This is a genomic window from Candidatus Phytoplasma crotalariae (assembly GCF_030586865.1).
In the GTDB taxonomy this organism is placed as follows: Bacteria; Bacillota_I; Bacilli_A; order Acholeplasmatales; family Acholeplasmataceae; genus Phytoplasma; species Phytoplasma citri.
Genome location: NZ_JAOSIR010000003.1, coordinates 1 through 14,294, shown reverse-complemented (window position 1 = coordinate 14,294; position 14,294 = coordinate 1). Strand labels below are relative to the sequence as shown.

The 14,294-nt window shown below is 23.7% G+C and carries 14 protein-coding genes; 2 read left to right on the top strand and 12 right to left on the bottom strand.

Annotated features, from left to right (window positions below):
• Positions 1 to 118: 118 nt before the first annotated feature.
• The 3 genes from rplS to rpsP all read right to left on the bottom strand — a co-directional run bounded on the left by rplS (position 119) and on the right by rpsP (position 1,652).
• Positions 119 to 475: a 50S ribosomal protein L19 gene (gene rplS / locus OC683_RS00395; RefSeq protein WP_320411927.1), complete on the bottom strand. Its 357-nt coding sequence runs from the start codon at positions 473 to 475 to the stop codon at positions 119 to 121.
• 77 nt (positions 476 to 552) lie between these two features.
• Positions 553 to 1,290, bottom strand: coding sequence for a tRNA (guanosine(37)-N1)-methyltransferase TrmD (gene trmD, locus OC683_RS00390; RefSeq protein WP_304514609.1), 738 nt, complete (start codon positions 1,288 to 1,290; stop codon positions 553 to 555).
• A gap of 116 nt (positions 1,291 to 1,406) precedes the next feature.
• Entirely contained in the window at positions 1,407 to 1,652 is a 246-nt protein-coding gene (gene rpsP, locus OC683_RS00385) for a 30S ribosomal protein S16 (protein WP_304514595.1), read from the bottom strand.
• A 411-nt stretch (positions 1,653 to 2,063) separates the two neighbouring features.
• On the opposite strand from rpsP, the gene ruvA reads away from it, so the two are divergent.
• Positions 2,064 to 2,630 (top strand): Holliday junction branch migration protein RuvA, encoded by a 567-nt coding sequence (ruvA, locus tag OC683_RS00380; protein WP_304514594.1) that lies wholly within the window; start codon positions 2,064 to 2,066, stop codon positions 2,628 to 2,630.
• A 1-nt stretch (position 2,631) separates the two neighbouring features.
• Positions 2,632 to 3,633: a Holliday junction branch migration DNA helicase RuvB gene (gene ruvB, locus OC683_RS00375; RefSeq protein WP_304514593.1), complete on the top strand. Its 1,002-nt coding sequence runs from the start codon at positions 2,632 to 2,634 to the stop codon at positions 3,631 to 3,633.
• Positions 3,634 to 3,773: 140 nt separating this feature from the next.
• Here the strand turns inward: ruvB and OC683_RS00370 are convergent, their stop codons facing one another.
• The 9 genes from OC683_RS00370 to OC683_RS02495 all read right to left on the bottom strand — a co-directional run bounded on the left by OC683_RS00370 (position 3,774) and on the right by OC683_RS02495 (position 13,910).
• A complete protein-coding gene (locus OC683_RS00370) occupies positions 3,774 to 4,193 on the bottom strand; it encodes an HIT family protein (protein WP_304514592.1) in 420 nt (139 codons plus the stop codon).
• A gap of 64 nt (positions 4,194 to 4,257) precedes the next feature.
• Entirely contained in the window at positions 4,258 to 4,929 is a 672-nt protein-coding gene (rnhC, locus tag OC683_RS00365; protein WP_304514591.1) for a ribonuclease HIII, read from the bottom strand.
• 229 nt (positions 4,930 to 5,158) lie between these two features.
• Positions 5,159 to 5,818, bottom strand: a complete 660-nt coding sequence (locus OC683_RS00360; protein ID WP_304514590.1) for a uracil-DNA glycosylase — start codon at positions 5,816 to 5,818, stop codon at positions 5,159 to 5,161.
• A 67-nt stretch (positions 5,819 to 5,885) separates the two neighbouring features.
• Complete coding sequence (locus tag OC683_RS00355; protein ID WP_304514589.1) at positions 5,886 to 6,458, bottom strand: signal peptidase I; 573 nt, start codon at positions 6,456 to 6,458, stop codon at positions 5,886 to 5,888.
• 107 nt (positions 6,459 to 6,565) lie between these two features.
• Complete coding sequence (locus tag OC683_RS00350) at positions 6,566 to 9,313, bottom strand: cation-translocating P-type ATPase (protein ID WP_304514588.1); 2,748 nt, start codon at positions 9,311 to 9,313, stop codon at positions 6,566 to 6,568.
• 125 nt (positions 9,314 to 9,438) lie between these two features.
• Positions 9,439 to 10,707 carry a hemolysin family protein gene (locus tag OC683_RS00345; protein WP_304514587.1) on the bottom strand — a complete coding sequence of 423 codons (1,269 nt, stop codon included), beginning with the start codon at positions 10,705 to 10,707 and terminating at the stop codon, positions 9,439 to 9,441.
• Positions 10,708 to 10,933: 226 nt separating this feature from the next.
• Positions 10,934 to 12,355 (bottom strand): proline--tRNA ligase, encoded by a 1,422-nt coding sequence (proS, locus tag OC683_RS00340; protein ID WP_304514586.1) that lies wholly within the window; start codon positions 12,353 to 12,355, stop codon positions 10,934 to 10,936.
• Between the two features lie 140 nt (positions 12,356 to 12,495).
• Positions 12,496 to 12,750 (bottom strand): methionine adenosyltransferase domain-containing protein, encoded by a 255-nt coding sequence (locus tag OC683_RS00335; protein ID WP_420887808.1) that lies wholly within the window; start codon positions 12,748 to 12,750, stop codon positions 12,496 to 12,498.
• 689 nt (positions 12,751 to 13,439) lie between these two features.
• Positions 13,440 to 13,910, bottom strand: coding sequence for an RNA-dependent RNA polymerase family protein (locus tag OC683_RS02495; protein ID WP_304514585.1), 471 nt, complete (start codon positions 13,908 to 13,910; stop codon positions 13,440 to 13,442).
• Between the last annotated feature and the right edge of the window lie 384 nt (positions 13,911 to 14,294).

Genomic DNA, 14,294 nt, shown 5'->3' with positions numbered 1-14,294 from the left:
ATTTTTTGCCAATATTACAAATTTTTATTTTCATTTATAATCACACAATATAAAAAATAATATTTTCATTATAAAAATATATTTTTTGGCATAAAATCAATTATTATTTATAAAATTTTTATTTATGTTTAGTTTTAATTCTAGCAGCTTTCGATGATAAATGACGTATATAATACAATTTCGCGCGACGAACTATACCATAACTAAGCACTTCTATATTTTCTAGAGCAGACGAATAAATAGGGAAAGTACGTTCTACTCCTACACCAAATCTAATAGCACGTACAGTAAAAGTTGCAGATATACCACTACCTTGACGTTTAATAACTAAACCAGAAAAATTTTGAACACGTTTATTATCGCCAATAGATTGTCTAATTAACATTTTAACAGTATCACCAACTTTAAAAAAAGGTATTTTTTTAAAACTTGGACTTTCTATAGCTCTTATTAAATTTTGACCTTTTAATTCCATAATGTAATATTCCCATTCCCTTAATAAAAAAATTTTATTTAATTTATTAATTTGTTAAAAATAATATGAAAAATATATTATTCCTCATCTTCATTTTTAATTTCTTCTAATATTGTTTGATGAAATTTATCTAAATGAATTTTTTGTAATAAATCTGGTCTTTTTTTTAAAGTATTTTTTAAACTTTCCTTTAAACGCCATTTATAAATTTTTTGATGATCTCCAGATAAAAGAACCGAAGGAACTTTATAGTTTTTATATTCAAAAGGTCTAGTATATTGAGGATATTTCAATAAACCTTTTTGATGAGAATCAGATAAATAAGAATTTTCATGAATAACTCCTGGTATAAGTCTAATTATAACATCTATAAAAACTAAAGAAGCAATCTCCCCACCAGTTAAAACATAATCTCCAATAGACAGTTCTTCATCTATAAAATTTAAAATTCTAGCATCAACTCCTTCATAATTACCACAAATAATAACTAATTGTTCAAAATCATTAATGTATTGATTTGCTTTGAATTGAGTTAATAAATTTCCTTGAGGAGATAATAAAATAACTTTACTCTTATTTTTGATATTTGATTTTATTTTATCTAAACAATCATATAAAGGTGGAAATGATAATAACATTCCTGTGTCGCCACTATATGGTTTATCATCTATCTTAAAATGTTTATTATGACTATAAAATCTTAAATCATGTACATTAATAATAACTTTGTTTTTTTCTTTAGCTCTTTTCAAAATAGAATGGTTTAAGAAATAATCGAAAAAATTCGGAAAAATAGTTATAATATCTATTTTCATGCCATTTATCAAATAATCTTTCCTTTTGTCAACAACAAAAAAATAAATTTTTTATTTCAATATATTTCCTTTTGAATTATTCTATTATTTGTAAAAAAACTTCTAAAATTTAAAAATCAATTATTTTTAATTTTTTTAAATTTTTTACACAAATTTTTAACAGTAGTAGTAGGTTGGCCACCTAAAGATAACCAATAATTAATTTTATCTAAATTTAAATTAATTATTTTTTTTAAAGGATCATAGTTTCCTAAAATTTCTAAAAATTTACCATTTCTTTTGTTACGAGCATCAATTGCTACTACACGATAAAAAGGTTTGTGACGAGAACCAAAAAGTTGTAAACGAATTTTAACTGACATTTTTCTAACTCCAAACGCAATTTAATTAAAAAATATTTTGAAAAAAATACTAATTCAAGTAATTATAAAATAAAAAATAACTACTGTCAATGAAATATTGAATTATTTTAATTATAAATCCAAATAATAAATAATTTCACAATTACCATAAATATTATTTATTTTAAATATAAATTTATTATAAGATTAAGAAAGATTTAAAATATAATAATAAAAATTAATTAGATCCTAAATAAATTAAATTATAATTATAAATTCACTATAATAAATAAGATATATTAAAATATATATCATTTAATAAATAATTTGAAAAAATAATCTGAAAATAATTAAATTATTTAAATTGAAAAAATATATTTTTAAATAAAAAATGATAACAATTAATTATAAAAGGAGTGAATAATTGTTAATATGTACTACTATATTACAGGTTTAGTCAAATTAATCCATAATAATAATATAGTTATTGAAAATAATGGCATAGGTTATAAAATAGGTTTTTACAATCCTTATTTATTCAAAATAAATCAAAAAGTAAAATTATTTACTTATCTATATATTAAAGAAAATATACGTTATTTATATGGTTTCACAGATATCAACTTATTAAATTTTTTTAAAAAAATAATTACTATTCCAGGTATAGGTCCTAAAATAGCTATTGTACTAACACAAAATGAATTATTTTCGGATATTCAAATGGCTATTGAAACTAATAATGTAAATTTCTTAAAAAAATTTCCAGGTATTGGAGACAAAACAGCACAACAAATTATTTGGTATTTGAATAATAAAAATACAAATAAAAAAACAAATTATATATTTAATCCTAAACAAAAAGATGTTCAAAATGCTTTATTAAATTTAGGTTTCGAAATAAAACAAATTAATTCTATTATAACCCAAATTAATACAGAAACAGATATAGAAACAATGATCAAAGAATCTTTACAATTATTATTAAAAAATAGGAAATAAAATGGAACAAAAATTAAAAAATAAACCCAATCCAAAAAATAAAAATGAAGATGCTTTTTTAAGACCTCAAACATTACAAGAATACACGGGACAAGAAGATATTAAACATATTTTAGATATTTATATCAAAGCTTCTCGAAAACGAAAAGAAACTTTAGATCACCTCTTATTTTATGGACCTCCAGGTTTAGGAAAAACTACTTTAGCACGTATTATTGCTAATGAATTGAAGACAAATATAAAAATTACTAATGGAGCTGTTTTAGAAAGAACTGGAGATTTATCTGCTATTTTAAGTAGTTTACAAACAGGAGAAATTTTATTTATTGACGAAATTCATCGATTACCAAAAATCGTAGAAGAAATTTTATATTCTGCTATGGAAGATTATGCTTTAGATATTGTTATTGGTAAAGATTATGACAGAAGAACTATTCGAATTAATTTAGCAGCTTTTTCTTTGATTGGAGCTACTACTAAATTCGGAAATATCTCTTTTCCATTAAGAGATAGATTTGGTTTAACTTTAAAATTAGATTATTATAAAGAATCAGAACTAAAAACTATTCTCCAAAGAACAGCTAAAGTTTATAATAGCTATATAGAAGAGTCAGCATTAATAGAATTAGTAAAACGTAGTCGCGGAACACCTAGAATAGCTAACCGTTTGTTCCGAAGAACACGAGATTTTGCAGAAATATATTCTAATAAAATAATTACTCATCAAATCGCCCTAGAAACATTAAAAAAATTAAAAATAGATGAAAACGGATTAAATGAAACAGATTATCATTATTTAAATCATTTAATATTTAAATTTAACGGCGGACCCGTAGGAATTAAAAATTTAGCAGCTTCTTTAGGAGAAGAAATATTAACTATAGAAGAAGTTTATGAACCATATTTAATCCAGAAAGGTTACATTAGAAGAACACCTAAAGGCCGTATAGCAACTAATTTAACCATTAGATTATTAAATAAATTAAATGAGAAATCAATATGATACCATTAATAATTAATATTTATTTTATTAATGAAATTTAATAAATTTTGAATTAATTTTTTGAAAAATATAAAATATATATTAAAATTGATTATAAATAGATTTACATAATAATCAGCCAATATTTAATTTTTTATTTTCTAATTAGAATTAGAATCTAGTATTTGTTGTAAAATCATTTTATAATCATGTTCCTGTAAATAAGAAGAATTATCTAATAATGTAAAACATATTTCTTCCTTAGAAAAGCGAGGAATTATATGAACATGATAATGATAAACAGTTTGTCCAGCTACTTCTCCATTATTATTTATTAAATTTAGACCAGAAGCTTTAAAAGCCTTTATCAATATATGACTAATTTGATAAACTATTTTAAATAAATGAACAAAAACATCTTGCGGTACATCTTGAATACCACAATAAACTTTTTTAGTAATAACCAAAGTATGACCACGAGTAACTTGAGCAATATCTAAAAAAGCCATAACCAAATCATCTTCATAAATAATATAACTCGGTATTTGTTTATTAACTATTTTCAAAAAAACATTATGCATATTGCTTATTCCTTTTTATAAAAATTTTAATGTAAATAATATTTTTTTTAAAATTTCCATAAAATTAAGATCGATTAAAAAAAATATTCTTACTAAGATTTTTAAAATTAATTTTAGCAATTTTATAAAAAATAGATAAACCATATTTTTCATAAATTAATTTAATTTGTTGATTCACTAAATCAGAAGCTCCTAAAATTAATTTTACATTATTAAGTTGCCCTAATTTTTCTATCTCTCTTAAAAATAAATAACGAGCGATAATAGAAGAAGCGGCTACACATAAAAATTTAGATTCAGCTTTAGTTTTGAATATAATGTGACGATAAACATTAGATTCTGTTTTTAAATAATTAAAATAACAAGATTCAGTTGCAAATTGATCTATAATGACTGGAGATGAAAATTTTAAATTATGATAAAATCTTAAAATTAATTTATTATATAAATAAGCAAGTATATGATTAAGATTTAATTTTTTATTGATTAAATTATTGTAATCTAAAGGTTGTAAAATTTCAAAATCATAATCAATATTTTTCATCAAAAAAGGAGCTATTCGAAAAATAGAATTTTTACTTAATAATTTAGAATCTTTAATTTTATTGCGTAATAAAAAATCTGCTAATTCATGCTTTATATAAACTATACCAACAACTATAGGACCGAATACATCACCCTTACCTGATTCATCCGCTCCGACACAATCCATATAATTTTGCAAATTTTTCTTCATAAATTACAAAAAACTCCTGTCTAAAATTATTCTTATCAATGAAGTAATTTTAAAATATTAATTTTTTTCAAATATAATGAATAAAAATAGATATTTACATTTCGCACAAAATTCTTATATTATTTCTTATTATAATATTATATAAATAACCCGACCTTCGTTATTATCCTTTTAAATATTTATTATCATTAGCTATTGATGAAATAACCTGGTATTTCAAAAATCCTCTTTAATATAAATTCCAATTAATAGGTTTTTTTTGATGGTGTTTTAAATATTCATTAGCACGAGAAAAAGGTTTAGAACCGAAAAAACCTTGATAAGCAGAGAAAGGAGAAGGATGACTACTTTCGATAATTAAATTATCCTTAATATTAATATATTCTTTATAATCTTGAGCTTTTTTTCCCCATAAAATATAAACAATATTTTTTTTCAAAGACAAATAATTAAATATATTAATAATAAAAATATGCCAACCAATATTTTTGTGACTCAAAGGTAACCCTTGTTCAACAGTTAAAATGGTGTTTAATAACAATACCCCTTCATAAGCCCAAGAAAATAATTGATTTCTAAAATTTATAATAGATAAATCATTTTGTAACTCGATAAAAATATTCTTTAAACTTTTAGGAGTATCCCAAGATAAAGTACTAAATGCTAAGCCGTGAGCTTGATTAGGTCCAGGATAAGGATCCTGGCCTAAAATAACTACTTTTACTTTTTCCCAAGAAGTAAATTTAAAGGCGTTAAAAATATTTTTTGCGTTTGGCAAAATTTTTTTCCCTAACTTAGATTGAGTTATCAAAAAATTTTTTATTTTAATAAAATAATTTTTGCGTTGTTCTTTGTAAATAATACGTTCCCAATTTATATCAATCAACATAAAATATTATATAACCCTTAAAAAACTCGTTTAATAAAATATTGATCTGAATTAATGAACTAAAATTTTAAACTAAATTATCATCAGATTTAGATTCTCCAAAAATAATAAAATAAAATAATAATAAAATCATTCCCCATATAAAAATATAAGTAATCTCGTAAGGAATTTTAAAAGCATATTTATAAAAAATATTTTTATAAGGAATGTCTATTTCAAAGTTTTGAATAGTCGAATTATTATCGCCTTTAGTAGTAACACATTTTTTTTGATTATCATTCTCAACTACTCTATGAATAATAAAACTATCTTTTAAATCAATAAATTTAGATTCATCCGCTTTAAATATAATTATATCACCATCTAACTTTTCTGGATTACTAGGTTTTAATGATTTACATTTATTTTCATCTAATATAGTAAAAAAAACTATATCATCTACACGCATTGAAGGTAACATACTCTCACTAGAAACACGAGAAAAATTAAAACGAAAAATTTGAGAAGTTTTTTCTTTATCTAAAATTAAATTACACAATAAAAATATAACTACAAAAAATAAAAATAAATGAAAAAAATAATAAATAATATTTCTAATAATAGTTAAACAAATACAGCTTTTATATTTTATACATCCCATTAGCAAATCACCATAATGCGCCCATCTTTAAAAATATAATTAAAAAATACCAAATAAATTAACAATAATTTTTAAATAAGTTACTAAAAATAAAAATATTAAACAAATTAATCCTTAAAATATTGTTTCAATAATTCAACAACTAATATCGGAATTAAAGAAATAATTATAATAATGATTATATCCAAAAAAGATAACTTAGCTAAATTAAAATATTTTTGACAAATAGGAATAAATAAAATAATCAATTGTATCAAAAAACTTATTATAAAATAAATTATAAAAAGATTATTTTTGGTTTTAATGGAAAAAATAGACTTTGATAAACTTCTAAAATTCCAAGCATGAAATAATTGTGAAAAAGCTAAAACCATAAAAGCAAAAGTTTGGCCATATTTAATATTATCAACACTATGAATATAATAACCTAAAATAGCAGAACTAAAAACAATAATCCCCAACATTAAACCTTCTAAAAAAATTTTATAAATAATCGATTTATTTAAAAAATTACTATTTTTTTTAATCATAGATTTATCTATAATATTATATTCTGAAGGTTCCATACCTAAAGCTAAAGCTATCAAAGAGTCAGTAACTAAATTAATCCAAAGAATTTGTAAAGTATTCAAAATAACAAAATCAAAAGGAAAATAAAAAAAACCAAAAAAACTATTTAATAATATAAGACAAATTTCACCCATATTACAACTTAATAAAAAAACTAAACTTTTACGAATATTAACAAAAACATTTTGACCTTCTTTAATAGATGTTAAAATGGTATGAAAATTATCATCCATTAAAACAATATCAGCGCTTTGTTTAGTAATTTCCGTACCACTTAAACCCATAGCTAATCCTACATCAGCTTGTTTAATACTAGGTACATCATTAACTCCATCACCAATCATAGCCACTATATAACCTAATTTTTGCCAAGCTCTCACAATTTTTAATTTATGTTGCGGAATAGTACGAGCATAAACCTTAATGTTTATTAATTTTTCCAATAATTCTGTTTCGGTTAATTTATCTAATTCAGAACCATCCATAACTAAGTCAGTTTTTTGATTTAAAATTTTTAATTTATTAGCTACTTGAATAGCTGTATAACAATGATCACCTGTAATCATAATTGTTTGAATATTGGCATTATGACATTCTTGAATTGATTGAAAAACTTCTAATTTTATAGGATCTTCAATGCCTACTAATCCAACTAAAATAATATTTTGACCTAAAATATACAAAATTTCTTTTAAAGAAATATTATCAGATAAAAAACGATAATCAAAAAAATTTGTAAAAGCAATCCCTAATACTTTATAACCCATTTGAGCTTTTCGATTTAAATTAAATTCAAACTCTTCTTTATATTTTTCACTTTTAATAACATTTTTTTGTTTTTTATTAATAGAAATATAATATGACAAATCTAATATAATTTCTCCAGCACCTTTAAAAATAGTTAAATATTGATTTTGATATTTGTATATAGCCATCATTAATTTCAAATGATCATCAAAAGGAAATATTTTAATTAATTTATATTGTTGTTGTAACTTTGAAACATTAATATTCAAAACTTTAGATAATTCTAAAAAGGCACGATCTACAGAATCTAACAAATTGGAACAAGAAATAATTTTTCCATTATAATACTGAGCAATACTATTACATAAAAGACCATAATAAATTAATTCTTGATAACTTAAAAGTAAATTATCGCAAATTAACTTATTAGAATAATCAATATGACAAAAATCGGAATAAACATATAATGATTTAATTAATAATTTATTATGAGTAAGAGTACCTGTTTTATCTGTGCAAATAACATTAATTGAACCCAATCGTTCTAAAGTTTTTAAATTTTTAACAATAGCATTTTCTTTAGCTATCTTTTTTATGCCAAAAGCGAAAATAATAGTCATAATAGCTAATAAACCTTCGGGAATAACTGCCACAATTAAAGCGATAGAAGACAACAAATAACTACTAATAACATTCCAACTCAAATAATTAAAAAATAGATAATATTTAAAAATATTAAAAATAAAATTTATCAAAATTAAAACAAAAATAATAATACTCAATATTTTAGTTAATTTTTGTAAATAAAATTCTAAAACTGTTTTTTCTTTTTGAACTGTTCGAGATAATTTAGCAATATTGCCTATTTGAGTTTTCATGCCTGTATTAATAACTAAAGCTTCAGCATTTCCATTAATTACAACAGTATTCATAAATAACAAATTTTTCTGATTAAGTAAATTAGAATCGTTAATTTGAATATCAGCTTGTTTAGCAACTGCTATAGATTCGCCTGTTAAAATCGCTTCATCAACTTGTAAGTTATTAGAAACTAATAAACGTAAATCTGCAGGAACTATATCTCCTTTATCCAAAAAAACAATATCTCCTGGAACCAACTGATCACTAGTTATTGATTTCACATTAGATTCTCGTAAAACTTTTACATATATTTTAGTAGTTTTAGTAATGATATCGAAAGATTTATCTTTCTGATGTTCCTGAAAAGCGCCAAAAACAGCATTACCTAATATAATTATTAAAATTAAAATACCTTCATATAACTCTTCTTGATGACTAGTTAAAATTCCTATTATTAAATTAATAAAAGCTGCTATTAATAAAATGTATATAAAAAAATTATTTAATTGACTAAAAAATTTTTTTATTAAAGACTGAGGTTTAGTTTTGAACAATTCATTCAAACCATTTTCAATTAATCTGGTTTGAACTTGTTGTTCTGTTAATCCTGTTTTTAAATTAGTTTTTAACTCTTCAACTAACAATAATATTTCAGAATTATAAAACAAAGAATTCATATATTACACAACCAAACCTTCTAAGAAATATGCCTCATTATTATTATTAATTTAAATAATAAAATAAATAAAAAAGAAAAATTCCCAAATTACTTAGAATCATTTGAATTATAAAAATAACAAAATTATTTTATCTGTTTAGAAATAATAGGCTTAGTCACTTTAACTTTGGTAATTACTAAACCATTATGAGACAAACCATCAAACACCCAATCATTATAAACTATCTTTATTTTTTCATTACTTTCTGGCATTCTACCTAATTTATCCAACATAAAACCACTTAAAGTATCATAATCATCTACTGGTAAATTAGCATTTAAATATTCTTCTATATCACAAAGATGAGCAGTACCTTTGATAATAAATTCTTGATTAGAGATTTTAACAATTTCAAAATCGTTTTTATCATATTCATCTTGAATTTCGCCTAAAATTTCTTCAATAACATCTTCAATAGTTACAATACCAGCTGTACCACCATATTCATCAACTACAATAGCCATATGTTTTTGTTTAGACTGCATTTCTTTTAATAATTCGCTAATATTTTTAAATTCTGTAATATAAAAAACTCTTCTCAAATAATGATTAATATTAAATTTTGAATAATTATTTTTATAAGAACGTGGATCTTTCGTTATTAATAAAACCTTAAACAGATCTTTAATATGCACTATACCTAAAATCTTATCCAAATTTTCCATATAAACAGGGAATCGAGTATATTTCTCTTTCAAAATAAATTCTCTTAATTCATTGATATCAATATCATGACGAATAGCTACAATTTCTTTTCTATGACGCATAATATCCGAAACTTTAGTAGTATTAAAATCAAAAATATTTTGTATCATATTATTTTCATTACTATTGATAACTCCTTGGTTATAAGAAGAACTTAACAAAAAACGTAATTCATCTTCAGAAACAATATCTTGAGTTTTATTAGGATCAATTCTTAAACAATATAGAATAATATTACTTATTTGATTCAATAACCAAACAAAAGGTTTCATAAAAAAACAAACTAAATTAAATAAATCTAATAAATAATAAGCAGTTTTTAAAGGATAAATTAGAGCAATTCGTTTAGGAATGATATCTCCCAAAACCAAAGAAAGAAGAGTTAATAAAATTTGAATCTCACCATGAGAATCATGATGCAACATATAACCTTGAATTACTGTCAATATATGAATAACAATTTGAATAACAGACAAAAAATGAGTAGGTTTAGATTTAATTTTTTTAATCTTTAAGGCTTTTTTAATACCTTTTTCTATTTCAATATCTAATTTACTTTCGCTTAAAGAAACTAAAGATATTTCGATGGCTGACAATAAAGCATTGATAAAAATTAATGCTATGATAGTCAAAATAATTATACTCATTTTATTTTATAACCTCTTTCCATTTGAATGGAATAAAATATAGGTTATAAAAAATAAAACTTTTTAAATAATTATTTTTATCATCATTTTCCATATACGTTTAAATTAACTTATTCTCCTTTTTTTAATTTCTTATTTTATTAAGAACAACTTTGAGTAATTTTACCATAAATTCAAATAAAAGTAAAATCATTCATTTTTAAATTAATTTTCATTTTAATATCTTTTAATAAGCTCTAGCAAATAAAATAGTTTGATTTGCTTTTTTATGAGTCACAGGACAAATTTTATTTAATAATTTTTCTTTCAAAATTACTCGAGCTGTAGCACCTGTTTCTTTTTTGATAATTTCTTCCGCCTCATTAGCTAAAACACTCATCTTAACATATCCTTTTTTGAATAAATTAATTTTAAATTCATCGTAATTATTAGCAATATAAATATGTTTTGTCATACGTTGTAAAGCTTTATCAAACATATTTTGATGGATCTTTTTAAATAATTCGGTTATATTGATTAATAATTCAGACGCATTAATAATAATTTTTTTTCGACTATGTCTAATAAAAATCGTTATTTGATCATTTTGTAATTCTTGTTCCCCTATTTCTAATCTCAAAGGAATACCTTGTAATTCATAATGACTAAATTTCCAACCAATATTTTTATTTTGTATATCCAATTTAGTTCGATATTTTTTAAATAACTGTTTATAATAAAAATTAACTTTAGTTAATAAAAGAGAATTATTTAACCTTAAAGGAATAATAACTATTTGTATAGGAGCAATATAAGGAGGCATAACTAAACCTTCATCATCGCCATGAACCATAATTATAGCACCTATCAACCTAGATGAAACAGCCCAAGACGTCTGATGAGCTAATTGTATAACGGAATTTTGATCTTGAAATTGAATTTTAAAAATTTTCGAAAAATTAGTTCCTAAATAATGAGAAGTACCAGCTTGTAAAGATTGGCCATCATACATTAAAGTTTCGATAGCATAAGTCGTTACAGCTCCTTTAAATTTTTCTTTTTCTGTTTTAATACCCGAAATAAAAGGTATAGCTAACAATTTTTTTCCTAATTTTTTATACAAATTCAGAATATAAAGAGTTTCTGTCAAAGCTTCTTTTTTAGAGGCATGAACTGTATGACCTTCTTGCCATAAAAATTCTTTACTTCTTAAAAAAGGCTTGGTATTTTTTTCCCAACGAACCACACTACACCATTGATTAAATAATTTAGGCAAATCTCTATAAGAAGTAATAATATTAGAATAATATTTAGAAAAAATTACTTCCGAAGTCGGGCGAAGAATCAATTTAGATGGTAATAATTGATTAGCAATCTTATCAATAATCAAAGTTTCAGGAGCGAAACCTTTAATATGATCTTTTTCTAACTGAAACAAATTTTCAGAAAAAAGCAAAGGAAAATAAACATTTTGATGATTACTTTTTTTTAAATAATGATTTAAAAATTTTTGTATCATTTCCCATAAAAAATAACCATTAGGTAAATAAATAAAAAAACCTGGTACATCAGAATAAGAAATCAATTTAGCCTTTAAACAAAGATCTGTATACCATTGACTAAAATCAATATCGCGAAAATGAACCGTTTTAACTAATTTTTTTTTCATATTTTATAACCTTTTATAAAAATAACCTTAAAAATAACTAAAATTATTAGATCATAATATCTATCGAATAACAAATTATATAAACTTAATAAATTGATTTAAAATCAATAACTAGATAAAAATAAAAACAAATAAACTTATTAAAATTTATTCAATAACTTAGAAAATAATTTTATTTTATCTATATTTTCCCAACTAAATTTATAATTATCGATACCAAAATGTCCATATTTAGCAGTCATACGAAAAATAGGTTTAGTTAAATTTAATTGATTACTAATACCTTGGGGACTTAAATCAAAATTATTATAAATTGTCTCAAGAATGAGATTATCACTAACTTTACTAGTATTAAAAGTATTAATAAACAAGCCGACAGGAAAATTTACTCCAATGACATAAGCTATTTGTAATTCACATTTATCACAAAATACGGATAGATTAATTGCGTTTTATGCAGCGATTTATCTTGGCTGTTTTATTTACAATCAGCCCCCGTCCAAACCGGACAAGCAAGTTTCCCAGCATCCGGCTTTCCCTAATTTACTCTCTTGCGAGAACTAATTTCCCCTCACGGTTAATTAGCTATTTATTCTTATTGTTCTTATTCTTTCTAATATCGTGTATTTGTCAATTGGTTATCTTCTGATGACAATCTTTACACAATACTTTATGATCCTTTGGTGATTCGCCTTGCGAATTGTCCCCATGTGATGAATTGGCAGTTAGGTTGTTTTGTCACAGTTCTCATACCGTTCCGCTGTTAGATGGGTTCGACCTTGGAATATAAATCTATTAATGGTAATGTCCGGGTTTCCCTGATAGTTACCCATTTTATTAATTCTATCCCAAGAGTAGTTGTCCCATGGTTCATATTGGGTTTTTCCTTTATAAAGATAAGGAATATTCCAAGTTTAAGTTTCTTCCGAACTCTGGCAATCGACGTTTTCCGTTTTTCAACAGTTAAATAATTTAGAACACCGAGATTGTTAGTTAAACAAAAGTATTTCAGACAATTATTTAATAGGTCCGGATTGTTTCTAATTCGTCTCTATCAACTAACGTTTTGTCATGTCTCACCTAACTAATTATATTCATCTCCATATTCTTCGGCTTTCGCTTGGGGAATTGGGATTTGAACTTTGCCGTTTAAGGAATTCTTTGTGGTTTTCTCTTTACGATTTTTATTGGTGGGATTTACCTTTACCATGTAGGATAGAAACCTAGTTCTTTTGTTGGCTTTCACAATTTTTGACTTATTCTTATTGATGATAAGTTTTAATTCTTGTTCTAGCCATTGCGTTACTTGGTTTTTGATTCTTTCGGCTTGGTCATACTTAACCTCTTTGACGCTAATGATAAAGTCATTAGCATAGCGGATATATTCAACTTTTGGTTTTGGATTTTGATTGATGTCTCTGTCGATTCCCAGTTTATGATGCTGGTTTATTTTCCATGCTTTCCAATATTCTGGGTTACTCTTCCTAATTGGTTTTCCTTCTTTAATTAGCTCGTCCATTTTAAGGTCGATGTAATGTAAGTATACATTCGCCAATAAAGGGGAAATAATCCCTCCTTGAGGAGAACCTGATAAAGAGATAAGGTAATCGATTCCTTTAATCTTGGTTGGACACGTGGGATGGCATCATGACCAGATTTTTTGGTTCTAAATTCCAAGTTCAATGCTGAAAAGATATTTTCGAAATAAGGAGTTAAGAGTTGTTCGAGATAACCTATCCTTTATGGTAGGAAAGCCCAAGGGTCTGGTTCTTTTTATTATCATTAGGAATGAGGATTCTTTTAACTGGTTTTGGATGATAACCATTATTGACATATTCCTGATGGTATCTTTCTAATCTTTCTTAGATTAATTCCATTAATGGTTTTATTATCAATTTTGGGGGTACCCGCGCCTTTGTTAGTGGTGATTCTTCAACAT